At 39.9% G+C, this 15,470-nt stretch carries 16 protein-coding genes; 3 read left to right on the forward strand and 13 right to left on the reverse strand.

Features of this window, described 5'->3' with window-relative positions; genetic code table 11:
* Positions 1-35: 35 nt before the first annotated feature.
* A complete protein-coding gene (gene msbA / locus PSN35_RS02180) occupies positions 36-1,757 on the reverse strand; it encodes a lipid A export permease/ATP-binding protein MsbA (RefSeq protein WP_300028842.1) in 1,722 nt (573 codons plus the stop codon).
* An 80-nt stretch (positions 1,758-1,837) separates the two neighbouring features.
* Between msbA and PSN35_RS02185 the strand changes: the two genes are divergently transcribed.
* Both PSN35_RS02185 and PSN35_RS02190 read left to right on the forward strand, forming a co-directional pair.
* Complete coding sequence (locus PSN35_RS02185) at positions 1,838-3,478, forward strand: CTP synthase (protein ID WP_300028844.1); 1,641 nt, start codon at positions 1,838-1,840, stop codon at positions 3,476-3,478.
* Positions 3,479-3,820, forward strand: a complete 342-nt coding sequence (locus PSN35_RS02190) for a hypothetical protein (protein ID WP_300028846.1) — start codon at positions 3,479-3,481, stop codon at positions 3,818-3,820.
* Here the strand turns inward: PSN35_RS02190 and der are convergent.
* The 12 genes from der to rpsF form a co-directional block, all read right to left on the reverse strand.
* Positions 3,795-5,213 carry a ribosome biogenesis GTPase Der gene (gene der / locus PSN35_RS02195; protein WP_300028848.1) on the reverse strand — a complete coding sequence of 473 codons (1,419 nt, stop codon included), beginning with the start codon at positions 5,211-5,213 and terminating at the stop codon, positions 3,795-3,797. The two genes, PSN35_RS02190 and der, sit on opposite strands and share 26 nt — an antisense overlap.
* 11 nt (positions 5,214-5,224) lie before the next feature.
* Positions 5,225-5,827, reverse strand: a complete 603-nt coding sequence (locus tag PSN35_RS02200) for a tetratricopeptide repeat protein (RefSeq protein WP_300028850.1) — start codon at positions 5,825-5,827, stop codon at positions 5,225-5,227.
* Positions 5,824-7,092 (reverse strand): histidine--tRNA ligase, encoded by a 1,269-nt coding sequence (hisS, locus tag PSN35_RS02205; protein WP_300028852.1) that lies wholly within the window; start codon positions 7,090-7,092, stop codon positions 5,824-5,826. The genes PSN35_RS02200 and hisS overlap by 4 nt, the downstream gene beginning before the upstream one ends.
* Before the next feature lie 65 nt (positions 7,093-7,157).
* Complete coding sequence (locus PSN35_RS02210; RefSeq protein WP_300028854.1) at positions 7,158-8,045, reverse strand: nucleoside recognition protein; 888 nt, start codon at positions 8,043-8,045, stop codon at positions 7,158-7,160.
* Positions 8,042-8,944 (reverse strand): 5'-nucleotidase, encoded by a 903-nt coding sequence (locus tag PSN35_RS02215; protein WP_300028856.1) that lies wholly within the window; start codon positions 8,942-8,944, stop codon positions 8,042-8,044. The genes PSN35_RS02210 and PSN35_RS02215 overlap by 4 nt, the downstream gene beginning before the upstream one ends.
* Complete coding sequence (locus PSN35_RS02220) at positions 8,929-9,384, reverse strand: DUF1249 domain-containing protein (protein ID WP_300028858.1); 456 nt, start codon at positions 9,382-9,384, stop codon at positions 8,929-8,931. The genes PSN35_RS02215 and PSN35_RS02220 overlap by 16 nt, the downstream gene beginning before the upstream one ends.
* The gene (locus PSN35_RS02225) at positions 9,375-10,073 is read right to left on the reverse strand and encodes a metallophosphoesterase (RefSeq protein WP_300028860.1); all 699 of its coding nucleotides are present in this window, start codon (positions 10,071-10,073) and stop codon (positions 9,375-9,377) included. Before PSN35_RS02225 ends, PSN35_RS02220 begins: the two co-directional genes overlap by 10 nt.
* Entirely contained in the window at positions 10,070-11,113 is a 1,044-nt protein-coding gene (gene alr, locus PSN35_RS02230) for an alanine racemase (protein WP_300028862.1), read from the reverse strand. Before alr ends, PSN35_RS02225 begins: the two co-directional genes overlap by 4 nt.
* A gap of 6 nt (positions 11,114-11,119) precedes the next feature.
* Positions 11,120-12,565, reverse strand: a complete 1,446-nt coding sequence (dnaB, locus tag PSN35_RS02235; protein WP_300028864.1) for a replicative DNA helicase — start codon at positions 12,563-12,565, stop codon at positions 11,120-11,122.
* A gap of 337 nt (positions 12,566-12,902) precedes the next feature.
* The gene (rplI, locus tag PSN35_RS02240) at positions 12,903-13,352 is read right to left on the reverse strand and encodes a 50S ribosomal protein L9 (RefSeq protein ID WP_300028866.1); all 450 of its coding nucleotides are present in this window, start codon (positions 13,350-13,352) and stop codon (positions 12,903-12,905) included.
* Positions 13,353-13,362: 10 nt separating this feature from the next.
* The gene (rpsR, locus tag PSN35_RS02245; RefSeq protein WP_300028868.1) at positions 13,363-13,617 is read right to left on the reverse strand and encodes a 30S ribosomal protein S18; all 255 of its coding nucleotides are present in this window, start codon (positions 13,615-13,617) and stop codon (positions 13,363-13,365) included.
* Between the two features lie 9 nt (positions 13,618-13,626).
* A complete protein-coding gene (rpsF, locus tag PSN35_RS02250; RefSeq protein ID WP_300028870.1) occupies positions 13,627-13,974 on the reverse strand; it encodes a 30S ribosomal protein S6 in 348 nt (115 codons plus the stop codon).
* Positions 13,975-14,233: 259 nt separating this feature from the next.
* Here rpsF and hsdR point away from each other — a divergent pair.
* Positions 14,234-15,470, forward strand: a 1,237-nt coding sequence (hsdR, locus tag PSN35_RS02255; RefSeq protein ID WP_300028872.1) for an EcoAI/FtnUII family type I restriction enzme subunit R, incomplete at its 3' end; no start/stop codon positions are given.

The following is a 15,470-nucleotide window of genomic DNA, read 5'->3' on the forward strand; positions in this document are numbered from 1 at the left end:
TACTAAGGCAAGGTATTATAGGCCTTGCCTATAACTTAATTCTTAAACTGGTGATTGTATAATCCAGCGTATTCACCATTAGCGTCAAGTAATTCCTGGTGTGAACCTTGCTCAATAATATCACCCTGACGCAAAACAATAATGCGATCGGCTTTTTGAATGGTTGATAGGCGATGAGCAATAATAATCGTAGTTCGGTCTTTTTGCATCTCGTCAATTGCCGCTTGTACTTGCTTTTCAGTGGCCGAATCAAGCGCTGATGTAGCTTCATCTAAAATCAAAATAGGGCTGTCTTTGGCAATGGCTCTAGCAATCGCTAGGCGCTGTCGTTGACCGCCGGAAAGCTTAGTGCCATCTTCGCCAATTTCAGTATCGAATTGCTGATCCATATTTTCAATAAAATCAGTGGCATTCGCAACTTTTGCAGCATTCTTAATGGTTTTGTCAGTCATTGAATTGATTTGACCTAGGGCGATATTGCCCTTAACTGTGTCATTAAACAGGCGCACATTTTGATCAACAAATGAAATCTGGGCGCGTAATGAGTCTATCTCTAACTCGTTAATATCAACCCCATCAATGGTGATAGCGCCCTGTGAGGGTGAATAAAAACGAGTGATGAGTTGAATGATGGTGGTTTTACCACTACCCGTTGAACCTACTAGGGCGATAGTTTCGCCTGATCTTATATCGAGATTAATGTTGTTTAATACCGTTGTGTCATCAGAATAGCCAAAAGACACATTGTTAAATTTGATGGCACCTTGAGTTTTGTTAAGTTGTTTGGTGCCTTGATTTTTCTCCTCAACCTCGTCAAGCAAGCCAAAGACGCTTTCAGCTGCAGCCATGGCAACCTGCAAGGGTTTGTTGATGTTAACTAAGTTTTTAGCCGGTTTGACCAGCATACCCATGGCGGTAAAAAAGGATAAAAATTCACCCGCAGTCATTTGCAGCGAGGTGGAAGAAAAATACACCACACTACCGAGTGATAGGCCGATCAATACATTGACAAACCCCGTATTAATAGCGCCGGTCATGTCAACCTTAAAGCGCTGCTGACGAATGTTTTTAATTAAATCGTTAAATTTAGTGCTTTCTTGTTCTTGTGCATGATAAATTTTAACCAATGAATTGCCCGAAATATTTTCATCTAATAAATGGGTCATGTTACCCATGGAATTTTGTACTTTATTACTTGAGCTGCGCATGCGCTTAGAAGAGAGCTTTACAGATAAATACACCAAAGGTAGTAAAATGATTAGGGATAAGCTTAATTGCCAATTTTTATAAAATAAATAGCCAGTAAGAATAATTACGGTCATCGATGATTTAATAAAATCTAGCCAAATGGTGGAGGCGGCTGCTGCAATTTGTTCAACATCAAAAGTGAGTTTAGAAAGTGTTTTTCCCGTAGGATGTTGGTCAAAATAAGATTTTGGTAGCTTAAGGAGTTTGGCAAACATATCAACGCGCAAATCCATGATAACTTTGTTTGATACCCAAGAGCTGGCAGCGGTCGAGGTGAGCGCAAAAATAGAGCTTAAAGTAATAACACCAAATAGTGCTATTGCATAGGTTAGTGCAGTTTGAGCGCTACGATCTGTGGCAAATAGATCATCAACAATACGCCCAGTTATTTCCGGAATGGCACTCTCCAAGGCAGTTGCAAGCATCATCATCACAGACACAAAGACAAGCTTGCCAATATGCGGTTTTAGATAGATAAATAGGCGTGAGGCAAACTGTTTGTACTGCATAGTGCAATTACTTTGTATTTTGATGTTCAACATTATAACGCGTTAAGGTATCATAAGCATTTCAACTTTGCTACTTTTCAATGGCAACAAAATACATCTTTATTACTGGCGGTGTGGTCTCTTCTTTAGGTAAGGGAATTGCGTCAGCTTCATTAGCTTCTATCTTAGAGTCTCGTGGTCTGAATGTGACCATGCTTAAACTTGATCCTTATATTAATGTAGATCCTGGCACCATGAGCCCGTTTCAGCATGGTGAGGTTTTTGTCACTAACGATGGTGCTGAAACTGACTTAGATCTTGGTCATTATGAACGTTTTATTCGTCAGCAATTAGGTAAGAAGAATAACTTTACTGCAGGTCGCGTTTATGAAAACGTAATTGAGCGTGAGCGTCGTGGTGATTATTTAGGTGCTACGGTTCAAATTATTCCACATATCACTAATGAAATTAAAGCGCTGGCACAAGCGGGTGCACAGGGTGCAGATGTGGCCTTGGTTGAAATTGGTGGCACCGCAGGTGACATTGAATCATTGCCATTTCTTGAAGCAATTAGACAAATGAGTTTAGAGCTTGGTCGTGAAAATACTTTATTCGTGCATTTGACATTACTGCCTTATATTAAAGTAGCGGGCGAGCTAAAAACCAAACCAACCCAGCACTCGGTTAAAGAGTTGCGCGGTATTGGTATTCAGCCTGATATCTTGATTTGTCGTTCGGAACATGAACTGCCAGAAGCAGAGCGTGAAAAAATTGCCTTATTTACTAATGTACCAACTGACGCTGTCTTTACTTCGTTAGATGTTGATACTATTTATAAAGTACCTCGCGCCTTGCATGAACAGGGCTTGGATGAGGTGGTGGTTAAAAAATTAAACCTTGATTGCAAACCAACTGATTTAAGTGAATGGGATAGTGTTATTCATAAGCTTAATACGCCAACAGCCAGTGTTGATATCGCCATGGTAGGTAAATACATTGATTTAACCGAAGCCTATAAATCACTCTCTGAAGCCTTGTTGCACGCGGGTATTAATACCGCTACCAAAGTTAATATCCATTATTTTGATTCTGAAGAAATTGAAAAAAATGGCACCGATTGTTTAAATGAAATGAGCGCCATTTTGGTGCCAGGTGGTTTTGGCAATCGTGGCGTTGAAGGTAAGATTAAAACGGTGCAATATGCGCGTGAAAACAAGGTGCCTTATTTGGGTATTTGTTTAGGTATGCAAGTAGCTGTAATTGAATATGCCCGCAACATGGCCGGTATGGCTGATGCCAATAGTACCGAATTTAATCATGATACACCGTATCCAATTGTTGCTCTTATTACTGAGTGGCAAGATGAAGATGGCTCTACTCAAACACGTGACGCTGATTCAGACTTAGGCGGCACCATGCGTCTTGGTGGTCAAGAGTGCGCATTGGTAGATGGCACGTTAGCCAAAGAGGTGTATGGTGCGGGTGTTATTACTGAGCGTCATCGCCATCGTTATGAGGTAAACAATACTTTAATTGATCAAGTGCAGGCTGCAGGCTTGATTGTTTCCGGAAAATCCATTGACGGTACGCTAGTTGAAATGGTTGAGGTTGAAGATCATCCTTGGTTTGTGGCTTGTCAGTTCCATCCGGAATTTACCTCAACACCGCGTGATGGCCATCCACTATTTGAAAGTTTTATTAAAGCTGCTAACGAGGCGCATAACTTAATTTTATCTTCGTAGGTGTTTGAGCAAGCTTTAAGCCACTGGGAAGGTGATGATTTTTTTCAGTATTTTCAGCAAGCGTTTGCACAATTAAGCCTAGATGAACTACCTTTATTTACCTGTTGTAAGTACAGCGGGGTAATTGATCCAGATAGCATTAGTTTGAGACTGCTGTCTAGTCGCTCAGATGCGCAAACTATTCATTTAAAAATCGGGGTTTTTTTCTGTGAAATTCTATCAGGTTGTGCCTGTAGTGATGACCCGTCCCAAGCGATCATACTTGAGAATAATTATTGCGAATTAACGGCTGAAATTAACAGGACTGATGCGAAAACTACTTTCGCTTCTTGCGTTTCTTAATAAACTGCATTAAGCGACGTTTTTTGGTTACTTGACGAGCGCTAAGTTCGTTCTTAGTGTCTTTAAATGGGTTTTCACCGCTCTTATATTCGATTCTAAGTGGTGTATTGGTTAGCTTTAGGGCTTCAATAAAGAAATTCTTTAAGTAGCGATCATAAGCATTTGGCACACTTTGAAGATGATTTCCATGGAAAGTTAGTGTTGGCGGAAACACATCTGTTTGATTAACGTATTTAATCTTTAAGCGTCTACCTTTAACTGGCGGCGGCTGATGTCCTGCATTGGCACTTTCTAAAATTTTGTTAAGTGTCGAGGTTGAATGCTGGGTGCCGGCATTTTTGTAAGATTTGATAATCGGTGCAAATAATTTACCCACACCAGAACCGTGCAAGGCAGAAATGTAATGCACGCTAGCGTAATTAACAAAAGACAATTTAACGTCTAATTTACGTTTAACTTCGGATTTTTGGTATTCATCCAAACCATCCCATTTATTGATAACAATAAGTAGCGCTCGACCTTTATCGGCAATCATGCCAAGTAGAGTGGCGTCTTGTTCAGTGACACCTTCACGGGCATCTAATACGAGAATAACAACATGAGACCTGTCTAAGGCATCAATGGCTTTAATAATGGAAAAAATCTCAATTTTTTCATGCGTGGAGCGCTTACGGCGAATACCTGCAGTATCAATTAAAGTGTATTGTTGTCCTTCGCGTTCAAAGGGGATGTAGATGCTGTCTCGAGTAGTGCCGGGCAAATCAATCGCCAATACGCGCTCTTCACCTAGAATACGGTTAATTAGCGTGGATTTACCCACATTTGGCCGCCCTAAAACGGCAACTGCAATGCCTTCTACTTCTTCTTCGTCTTCATCTTCAATTGGATCAAGGTTGGGTAATAAGGGCAGGGTGTCATCAATTAGATCAGCGATACCTTGACCGTGTTCTGCAGAGATGAGTTTAGGCTCGCCCAGGCCAAGTTCGTAAAATTCAGCAGCGGCAGTCTCATTCAAACCTTCGGCCTTGTTGCATACCAATAAAATATTTTTTTTCAAACGTCTAAGTTGCGCGGCAATTTCCAGATCAAGACCAATAACCCCATCACGACTACTAACAATAAAGTAAATAACATCAGATTCTTCTAGGGCACTTAAAACTTGACCTTGAATGCCGCTATCAACAACATTATCTTCGTTAGTTAATCCGCCTGTATCAATGATGGTGACAAAGGTTTGTGTGTCATCATCTAATAAGACTTCAGCATATTGACGATCACGTGTTAAACCTTCAAAGTCAGAGACAAGCGCTTGGCGTGAATTGCTAAGACGATTAAACAGGGTTGATTTGCCGACATTAGGGCGTCCAACGAGTGAGATGGTAGGTAGGCCCATAATGTTTTTTATTAGTTAAGGTCAGCTAATTTAATGCTGATTAAACTTTGCAATTCGGAGTCTTTTGAAATTTGTGTTAACGCTAATTTGTAATGCTTTTGAGCAAGCTCAACTTTGTTATTTGCCACATATATGTCGCCTTTAAGTTGATTAAATAAACCATTAAAACTGCCAGATGGCGTTGCATCTAATGTTGAAATGGCTGCTTCATAATTATCCATTTCTAAATAGACACTAGCCATTCTAAAGGCAGCTACATTGGCAATTAGTGTGTTCTCATCGTTAGTTAAGCTACCTAGATGTTGCAAGGCTAGTTCATAGTTTTTATTTTTAACAGCAATTTTGGCTTGTAGTAAAGCTGACTGCTGCACATAGCCACTGTCACTATGATCAGTACTCAGTTGCTCTAGTGTGTTTGTATTGGCACTTAAGTAAAGTGCTCTCGCTTCAATAGACTGTTGATATTGGTGAGCGTTATAAGCATCAAACCCCCAAATACCACCTAAGCCTAGTACGATACCGGCAATAATTTGAGCGCCATTTTGCTTTAGCCAATTTTTTATTTGTTGCTCTTGTTCGTCTTCAGTGTGGCCAACTTCAATAAAATTCTTCATTTGTAATCCTTAAAATATTCAATAGCTTCAGCTAAGCTTAGGCTTTGTTGTTTGTCTTGAGATTTTAACGGTTTAATGCTAACTTGGTTGTTATTTAATTCCTCTTCACCTAGAATTAATGCAAAGTCCGCATTGGTCTTGTCAGCTTTTTTAAACTGACTTTTAAAACTACCTAGGGTAATGTCGTTATAAATGGTAATATTGGGTAGCTGATTGTGTAATTCACCAGCTATTTGCATGGATTTAAGTTGCGCATCATCGCCTAATACCACCATATAAATAGCTAATTGTTTGGCGGCAATTTCAACCTTTTGCTCGGCTAATAATAAAATCAGACGCTCCAGGCCAATAGCGAGTCCAACAGCAGTTGTTGGCTTGCCACCCATTTTTTCAACCAGACTGTCATAGCGTCCACCTGCACAAATAGTGCCTTGAGCGCCAAGGTCAGTGGTGGTCCATTCAAACACAGTTCGGTTGTAATAATCAAGTCCGCGAACCAGGCGAGTGTTGATAACAAAATCAATACCTAAGCAAGTTAGGTAAGCCTTGAATTGTTCAAAATGAATGGCGGACTCTTCATCCAAATGGTCCATTAATTTTGGCGCATTATTGATCAACCCTTGCATGGACTCATTTTTACTATCAAGAATACGCAATGGATTAGACTCTAGGCGTCTAAGGCTGTCTTCGTCTAGCTGATCTTTGTTGGCGCTGAAATAATCGACCAAAATCTGACGATAGCTGGCACGAGCTTCACTAGAGCCTAATGTATTGATTTCTAATGTGACATTCTCAAGACCAAGCTTTTGCCAAAGATTGTGCGTTATTTGCATGAGTTCAGCATCAATTTTGGCGTCAGAAGCGCCAAATACTTCTAAGCCAACTTGGTGGAATTGTCGGTATCTACCTTTTTGCGGGCGCTCATGTCTAAACATAGCGCCTTGATAAAATACTTTCTGAATGCCTTCTCGGGGCAAGTTGTGCTCAATCATCATGCGCACACAACCAGCGGTACCCTCAGGGCGCAGGCTAAGAGAGTCACCATTGGATTCAGTCCAGCTATACATTTCCTTTTCAACAATGTCTGTTGCTTGACCAATTGCGCGACAAAACGTATCTGTTGACTCAACCACAGGTGTACGAATATTTTTGTAGCCATAGCTACTGAATAAATCAGCAATGGTTCGCTCCACAAACATCCAAAGATCAGAGTCTTTAGGTAGTAGATCGTTCATGCCGCGAATGGCTTGGATTTTTTTACTCATTTACTTAAGTTTTCGGTCAAGTTAAAGCCGATATTTTACCAATAATTACAAGGCTTTAACTCGTATTAAGTTGACTGGGTTTTGTAATATAAGGTCAGGCCAAGAAACACCAGTGTGGCAAAAAATAGACGAATACTAATTAACAAAACAATATCTGCACCAAAAAAGACAAACAGCAGTGTGTCCTCGATAATTGCATGCGCCACCATGAGAAAATAGCACACAGAAGCAATTTGTTGCTTAGTCATATATTTGGCTTCTTTTAGCAGTACACCTGCACCATAGGTGATGCCGATCAAAACCCCAGTAATTAGTGCCATGATTGTGCCTAGATGATGGTCAAATTTTTGCAAAATCTGTAAGCCTTTAATTAGGGTGACAACCAGAATAACCAAGCTAACTAACAGAATGATTTCGATTGATAATAAAATTGATTCATAGAGTTTCAATACTAAAAAATCAACAAAATTAGTAGGCGTTGTGGTGCTAACTTGATACAGGGCATTGGCTACCTTGTTCGGATTGTCAAATAAAACTTCAGCTGGAATGACAAGTAGCGGAATCAAAACAACAAAAGCCATCACCAGGCGAAATGAAATTGATTTAATCCAGTCAATGCCAAGCTTTTTCATAATAGCTGACTCAACTGGAATGGAATGCAGCACGCCTAAAAACAACCCTAATATTGTCCAATCATAAACACTTAATCCTAATGGGGCGGCAAATGCAATAGCTGCATACAGATTAAGAAAAACACCAGATGCCAAAGCCAAAGCTGCCTCTGGTGGCAGGTTAAGTAGTGTGGTAAATGGGGTGAAAAATTGCGCAATAAGCGGCATTATTTCAAAATAAACCAGTAGCTCGGCCAATAAAAAATAAGGAATAACGGTGAATAAAATAACTTTGGCAGTTGACAGGCAGCTAGTGACAAATGCTCGAGTGTCAAAGGTCATTCGTTAGATATGCCATTAGGCACATGACCGGTTGGTACATACTGAGAGGCAGATTCACAATGAGAGTGTTGATCATCAAAGAAAATATCAGCGCCAAACTCTTTTAAGAAAATGCCTTTATCCAACCCACCCAAAAAGAAGGATTCATCAATGCGAATACCCCATTCACGCATGGTGTGAATAACGCGTTTGTGTGAAGGGGCTGAGCGTGCCGTTACTAAGGCGGTGCGAATAGGGTTGTTTTCAACAGGAAAGGCAGATTGAATTTTATGTAGAGATTTTAAAAAGCATTTAAAAGGCCCGGCTTTAAGTTCAACATTGGCAGAATTTTTCTCATTTTCTTCAAATGCATCAATGCCTTTTTCTTGATAGATTTTTTCAGCTTCATCAGAAAAGATAACCGCATCGCCATCAAAGGCGATACGCAGTTGAGTCTCATGAGAATCTTTAGCGCCTTCACCAACAATAGAGGCGGCGGCAAAGCCTGATTCTAAGGCTTTTTGTACATCTTGATAGTTGCTTGATAAAAACAAGTCAGCCTCAAAGGCGCCAACTAAATTATGGGTGCTTTCACCTCTGGTAAATGCAGCACGCGATATATTTAAGCCATAATGTTCAATTGAGTTAAAAATTCTTAAACCAGTGTCTGCGCTATTTCTTGAAAGTAAAATAACATCAATGGGATTTTTTTTAGTATTAAGCGAAAGGAGTTTTTTAACCAAGGTAAAGCCTACACCGGGCGGAAGAATAACCTCTTCATTTTCTTCTTGATGTTTGGCGTAAGCTTCAACCCCTTGTTGTTTGAAGATTTGATGTGATTCATCCAGGTCAAATAATGCCCTAGAGGAGATTGCCACCACCAATTTATCTTTTGCTTTTGGGTCTACCGCGTCTGCCATGATTTTCCTTGATATTTGTCTAAACAATAATCCAACCAGCGCTCAATGAACAAGTTGAGCTCCCATTGTATATTCATATCGCTGCATTGTGTTAAATATGGGTGTTCAGTGTTTAGCGTGGTTTCATTGCAAACTGAAATAACCTCTAATAATTGCACATCAAAATACACTTTAAACTTAATATCAGGCTTGCGCATGTTGCCATCTAGAATGTGAGTTAGTGTGTAAATACCAGTGTGAGTAAAGCGCTGATCAATTTCTAGGTGCAAGTCAGCTAATTCTGGGTGGTGAATAATACTAGCATGTGCTGTTTGTTTTAACAGAGGGATAAGTTTGAGTATTTTCAGATAGTTTGATTCAAACAAAGCACTTACGTCACTATAGGTTTTTGACGCTCGAGTGTTATACAGGTCGTGCAGATATTGTGTATTCAGATCCATTGCGTCTGCCAGTCTAGTGTTCCATTGGTGTGAAGATTATAGATATTAAATCCTATTCTAGGTTCGTGGGTAAATTGCAAGGCGGTAGAAGGACATGAAATAATATCAAGCTTATCACGCGTAAATTCAGCTGCCTCATGCGCATGGCCAAAGATAATGCTGCGTATTTTAGAATGTTTATCCAAGGTTTGGAACAGTTCTTGGGGGTTTTCTAGTGACAGGGAGTCGTCCCAACTGCTATTCATTGACACTACAGGGTGGTGAAGTGCCAGCATCACATACTCCGAATGCGTATTGTCAAGTTGCTTATCAAGTGTATTAAGTGCTGCTTGGGTGACTCTGCCACTGGTTTTGTCTGGTTGCACAGAATCTATATCGACAACAGTCCAATTGCCCAAAGTAATGGTATCAAACAAATTGTCTGCAAATACATCGGATAAATGCTCAGACTGATCATGATTGCCGCCAAAAACATAGACAGGTTGTTTGATAGGGGTTAGTAGCTCTTTTAGGCGTTGGTAGGCGCTCAAAGTGCCATTATGAGTTAGATCGCCAGTAATGAGTAGTGCGTCAAACGATAGCTTGGCAATTTCGGCAATAATCCTTTCGAGATTGAGTTGAGTGTCAGCGCCCATGGCCAATTTGTCATCATCAATATGACAATCACTGATTTGAATAAGCTTTTTCATGTCTTAATAAAATTTACTCGACTGCTAACATGGGTTAAGAGCTCATAGCCTATTGTGTCGCTATATTGGGCGATTGTTTCAACTCGAAGTTTGTCATGTCCCCACAAAATGGCCTTATCGCCAATATTAACCAGTGCATTACCAATATCAACACAAATCAAATCCATAGAGACACGACCAGCTAATGGATAAAGTGTGTTGTTAATTAAGACTGGCGTACCATTTTTAGCATGTCTGGGATAGCCATCGCCATAGCCAATGCCAATAACTGCAATGGTGGTATCTTCTTTAGCTTGCCAAGTGGCGCCATAACCCACACACTCACCCACACTGATTTTTTTAATACTAACCACAGGTGCAGAGAGCTGCATAACTGGCTGGAGTGTTTCATCAGGCTCACCAAAAGGTGAAACGCCGTACAGCATAATGCCAGGTCTAACATAATCAAAGTGTACACTTGGCTGGCTTAAAATAGCAGCAGAGTTGGCCATTGATCGATTAAAGCAAGCTATATCAAGTTGGTTAAAGTGTGAGATTTGTTGCAGATTTTTTACATTGCTTGGCTCATCTGCACAAGCAAAATGACTCATAACTGCTTCAATATGAATGTTTGGATTTTTTACAAGCTGCTGAATGCTTGAATTTAATTCATCTGCAGATAACCCTAGTCGGTGCATGCCCGTATCAACTTTAAGCCAAATATTGAGTGCTTGAGTGGCGTTGGCAATGAGGGCGACTTGGCTTGGGTGATGTATAACCACATGACAGCCCAATTCAATTGCTTCATTAAGGTCTGTTGGATTATAAACACCAGGTAGTAGCAAGATGGGCTGATTACACAGTTGACGTAGTTGGCGCGCCTCACTCAATTCACTAACGCCCAATAAGTCCGCCTGTAATAGCGGTGTGCTATGAGACAGATGGTGACCATAAGCATTAGCCTTAACCATGCTAACAATCTTGCAGTGAGGTGCTTGAGCGCGAACAATTGATAAATTATGCGCCAAGGCTGATTGTGAAATTGCCGCTACAGCATGCATAAAAGTTTAAAAGGGTTCTTGATCAAAGTTGGCCATGTTGTTAATGTAAGCTGCATCCATTTGCTCGTCAGGCATGCCTTGGAACTGATCTTCATTGGCCAAATCTTCAAAGCGCGCATACTCACCCACAAAGGCTAGTTTGATTCGACCTGTTGAGCCGTTTCTATGTTTGGCAATTTGCAAATCTGCTTTGCCAATTTCCTCAGGGTTTGAGTAAGAATCATCATGATATTGTTGATCACGATAAATAAAGGCAATAATATCCGCATCTTGCTCAATCGAGCCTGATTCACGTAAGTCAGACATTTGCGGCATACGGCCTTTGCCCGCTTTAGGGCGTGACTCAACACCACGATTAAGCTGAGAAAGGGCAATAACAGGCACGTTAATTTCCTTAGCCAGTGCTTTTAGTGAGCGTGAAATTTCAGAAATTTCTTGAACGCGATTGTCGCTCCTGCCGTGAACAACCATAAGCTGTAAATAATCCACCATGATGAGTGCTAAGTCAGGATATTGGCGCTTTAATCGGCGACATTTGGCGCGAATTTCCGTTGGGGTGATAGATGGGGTCTCGTCAATCAGTACGGTTGATTTTTCAAGGGCCAAGACTGCATGATTAAAACTATTCCAATCGGTTTCTGTCATGGTGTCTTTAAGGTTTTCACCTTTAATGTGGCCAAATGATGAAATCATACGCATCACTAAAGATTCAGTCGGCATCTCAAGACTGAATACAGCAACTGGTTTAGGTTCTTTAGCGGTAATAGCAACGTGTTCAATGATGTTCATTGAAAAAGCAGTTTTACCCATAGAAGGGCGCCCAGCAACAATAATCAGATCGCCATTTTGTAGGCCGGAGGTGATTTTATCAAGTTCGCTAAAGCCGGTTTCGAGCCCGGTAATTCCGTCAGCTTCTTGCATTTCGTGTACGCGATTAACCACATCTTTAATGATGTCTTTAACATTGGTCACATCTTGTTTGCCGCGAGTTACTTGCTCAGCAATTTCAAAGATTTTCTTTTCAGAAAGATCAATCAGATGTTGTACTTCCATGTCTTTAGGATTGTAGGCAGTGTCCGCAATTTCATGGCTGGCAATGATCAATTGACGATAAACACTAAGCTCACGAACATGTTTGGCGTAGGCTTCAATGTTGGAAATACTTGGGGTATTCTCAGCAATTTGTGCCAAGTAAACAAAGCCACCAATAGTTTCTTCGTTGCCATTTTTCTTAACGTGCTCTTTAACCGTTAAGATATCTGCTGGTTGATTGTGTTGCAGTAAAGTGGCAATAGCCTCAAAGATAATTCGGTGCGAGGCATTGTAAAAGTCAACCGCTGTTAAGATGTCAGCAACTTGATCCCAGGCATCATTATGCAATAACAAACCGCCTAAAACCGATTGCTCTGAATCGAGTGAATTAGGGGGAATTTTAACGTTTTCAATGTTCATTAGAAATGCCTATAAAATAAAAAACCCTCTTGCGAGGGTTCTTAATTTTAACCTAAGGAAGTCTCAAGCAACCCCGATAATTTTTGACAACGGAAAATTTACATAGGAAAGATAAAATTATGCTGGCATAGTTATTCATATGTCAAGTAATTTTATCAAACTTATGGGAATTTTCCTAAGTCCCGTAGGGCAAGTCAATTAAGTATCTTAACTGTGTTAAATTTATTGGCAATATGAATAACTATCGCTAAATAAATTATGCCTTGTTAAGACGCTTAATTGACTTGCAAAATTTCATTATGGTTGCTAGAGACTTTCTTTGTTTTAAGCTAAATTTTTACTCTTCTTGTCCTTTGACAACCACTTTAATAGCAACCGAAACTGAAGAATGTAGAGTAACACTTACGTCGTACTCACCCGTATGGCGAATCGCCTCAGACATGTTAATCGTGCGTTTTTCAACTTCAAAACCTGCGCTAGCAAGGCTAGCAGAAATATCTGCTGTTGAAATAGAGCCGAATAACTTACCTTCGTCACCAGCATTAGCCAAGATTGTACAAACTGTACCAGTCATCTTAGCTTCGATCGCTTGAGCCGCTTTAAGTGCTGCCGCTTCTTTAGCTTGTAGATCAGCTTTTAAAGTTTCAAATTCAGCTAAGTTTGCTTTTGTTGCTGGCTTAGCTTTACCTTGAGGGATTAAGAAGTTACGTGCAAAGCCCGCTTTAACATTGGCAAGGTCGCCTAGCGCACCTACTTTTTGAATTGTTTCTAATAAAATTACTTGCATGATCCTGCTCCTATTTCTTGTGCTTATCAGTGTAAGGAATAAGGGCTAGGAATCTAGCTCTCTTGATGGCAGTTGTTAACTGACGCTGGAATTTAGCGCTAGTGCCTGTCATTCTTGATGGTGTGATCTTGCCACTTTCATCAATATTCTTTAACAAAGTATCAACATCTTTATAGTCGATCTTTTCAACACCTGCCGCTGTAAAACGACAAAATGTGTTTACTTTAACTTGAGGTCTGCGTTTTCTCTTTTGTTGCTTAGCCATGATAATCTCCTATCTTTTAACTGGTTTTTTATCTTCGTCTTTAGCCGTCATCATAATTGAAGGCTCGGTAATTGCTTTGTCTTCAGAAAGTACTAAATTTCTAAGGACTGCATCGTTAAAACGGAAGTTATAGTTAAGCTTGTCAAGTGTATCTTGATCGCACTCAATATTCATTGATAAGTAGTGCGCTTTGTAAATTTTGTCAATTGGGTAAGCCAAGTGCTTACGACCCCAATCTTCTTCACGGTGAATGTTGCCACCGCCTGTTGTGATAATTTCTTTGTAGTTATCCATCATAGTGCTGACCTGAGTCGATTGATCAGGGTGCACAATCAGTGTAATCTCATAATGTCTCATGAGTGTTGTCTCCTTATGGTTATTAAATAATAGCTTGGAACACCATGTCCTCAAGCAAGGGAATTGCGAAATTATACACTAATAGTGACTTTTGTTAAAAGATTAAATGCCTGATGTTTAATATTTTATTCTCCACCTATTTCACACCCACACCCGGTGTAGGTGTAAATTATTCTTTACAATTTAAATTGATATTTAAATACCTTGTGATTGTTGAGGGTTAAAATAAACTTAAATTTTTATATTAAATGTTATTTTAATGCCGTCAAAAAAAGATCTTTCTGAAAGAGATATTTGTACTAAATATATCACACCTGCTATACAAGCGGCAGGTTGGAATATACAAACACAAGTGCGCGAAGAAGTTTTTTTTACTGATGGACGTATTTATGTCAGAGGAAATCTTACCACTCGTGGTAAAGGCAAAAGGGCAGATTACATTCTTTACTATAAGCCTAATATTCCAATCGCTATTATTGAAGCCAAGGATAACAAGCATTCTATTAAATCAGGTATTCAACAAGGCTTAGATTATGCGGATATTTTAGATATTCCATCAGTTTTTAGTAGTAATGGTGATGGTTTTTATGAGCACGACAAGACCAATTCCAACAGCACTATTGAAAAAGAAATTAGTCTTGATGAGTTTCCATCGCCACAGGAGCTTTGGCAGCGCTATAAAAAATACAAAGGCATTGAAACGCAAGAACAAGAGAATACCTCTACCCAGGATTATTTCTTTGACGGTACTGGTCGCAACCCTAGATATTATCAGCAAATAGCCATTAACCGCACTGTAGAGGCTATCGCCAAGGGTAAAGAACGTATTTTGTTAACCATGGCAACTGGCACGGGAAAAACCTACACCGCCTTTCAAATCATTCATCGCTTATGGAAAGGGGGCGCTAAAAAGCGCATTTTGTTTCTTGCTGATAGAAATGCATTGATCGACCAAACCAAGCGTGGAGATTTTCGTCATTTCAAAGACAAAATGACAGTTATTCGGCACAAGAAAATTGACAAGTCGTTTGAGATTTATTTAGCCCTTTATCAAGGATTAACTAATTATGATAAAGATAAAGATGCTTTTAGAAAATTTAGCCCAGATTTCTTTGATCTGATTGTGATTGATGAGTGTCATAGGGGTAGTGCAAAAGACGATAGCGCCTGGCGTGAAATTCTTAAATATTTCAACAAAGCGACTCATGTCGGTTTAACTGCCACACCAAAAGAAACCGAAACCATTTCTAGCACAGAATATTTTGGTGACCCAATTTATACTTATTCGCTCAAGCAAGGTATTGATGACGGATTTTTGGCGCCTTACAAGGTTTTTCGAGTTGGTCTAAATATTGATCTTGAAGGTTGGCGACCACCAATTGGCTTTACTGATAAGGATGGCAACCCTGTTGAAGACAGAATCTACAATCGCAAAGACTTTGATAAATCTATTGTTGTCGATGAAAGAAGAAAATTGGTAGCAAAGAAAATTACTC

Origin of the sequence: Candidatus Thioglobus sp. (genome assembly GCF_028599055.1) — a bacterium.
Lineage (GTDB): Bacteria > Pseudomonadota > Gammaproteobacteria > PS1 > Pseudothioglobaceae > Thioglobus_A.

Bases quoted from the DNA above. Each gene is read 5' to 3' on its own strand.
- der (WP_300028848.1), bottom strand. From the start codon at position 5,213: ATGGGCCTACCTACCATCTCACTCGTTGGACGCCCTAATGTCGGCAAA.
- rplI (WP_300028866.1), bottom strand. From the start codon at position 13,352: ATGCAAGTAATTTTATTAGAAACAATTCAAAAAGTAGGTGCGCTAGGC.
- dnaB (WP_300028864.1), bottom strand. From the start codon at position 12,565: ATGAACATTGAAAACGTTAAAATTCCCCCTAATTCACTCGATTCAGAG.
- rpsR (WP_300028868.1), bottom strand. From the start codon at position 13,617: ATGGCTAAGCAACAAAAGAGAAAACGCAGACCTCAAGTTAAAGTAAAC.
- hisS (WP_300028852.1), bottom strand. From the start codon at position 7,092: ATGAGTAAAAAAATCCAAGCCATTCGCGGCATGAACGATCTACTACCT.
- PSN35_RS02185 (WP_300028844.1), top strand. From the start codon at position 1,838: ATGGCAACAAAATACATCTTTATTACTGGCGGTGTGGTCTCTTCTTTA.
- msbA (WP_300028842.1), bottom strand. From the start codon at position 1,757: ATGCAGTACAAACAGTTTGCCTCACGCCTATTTATCTATCTAAAACCG.
- PSN35_RS02220 (WP_300028858.1), bottom strand. From the start codon at position 9,384: ATGGATCTGAATACACAATATCTGCACGACCTGTATAACACTCGAGCG.
- rpsF (WP_300028870.1), bottom strand. From the start codon at position 13,974: ATGAGACATTATGAGATTACACTGATTGTGCACCCTGATCAATCGACT.
- PSN35_RS02225 (WP_300028860.1), bottom strand. From the start codon at position 10,073: ATGAAAAAGCTTATTCAAATCAGTGATTGTCATATTGATGATGACAAA.
- PSN35_RS02210 (WP_300028854.1), bottom strand. From the start codon at position 8,045: ATGACCTTTGACACTCGAGCATTTGTCACTAGCTGCCTGTCAACTGCC.
- PSN35_RS02200 (WP_300028850.1), bottom strand. From the start codon at position 5,827: ATGAAGAATTTTATTGAAGTTGGCCACACTGAAGACGAACAAGAGCAA.
- PSN35_RS02215 (WP_300028856.1), bottom strand. From the start codon at position 8,944: ATGGCAGACGCGGTAGACCCAAAAGCAAAAGATAAATTGGTGGTGGCA.
- alr (WP_300028862.1), bottom strand. From the start codon at position 11,113: ATGCATGCTGTAGCGGCAATTTCACAATCAGCCTTGGCGCATAATTTA.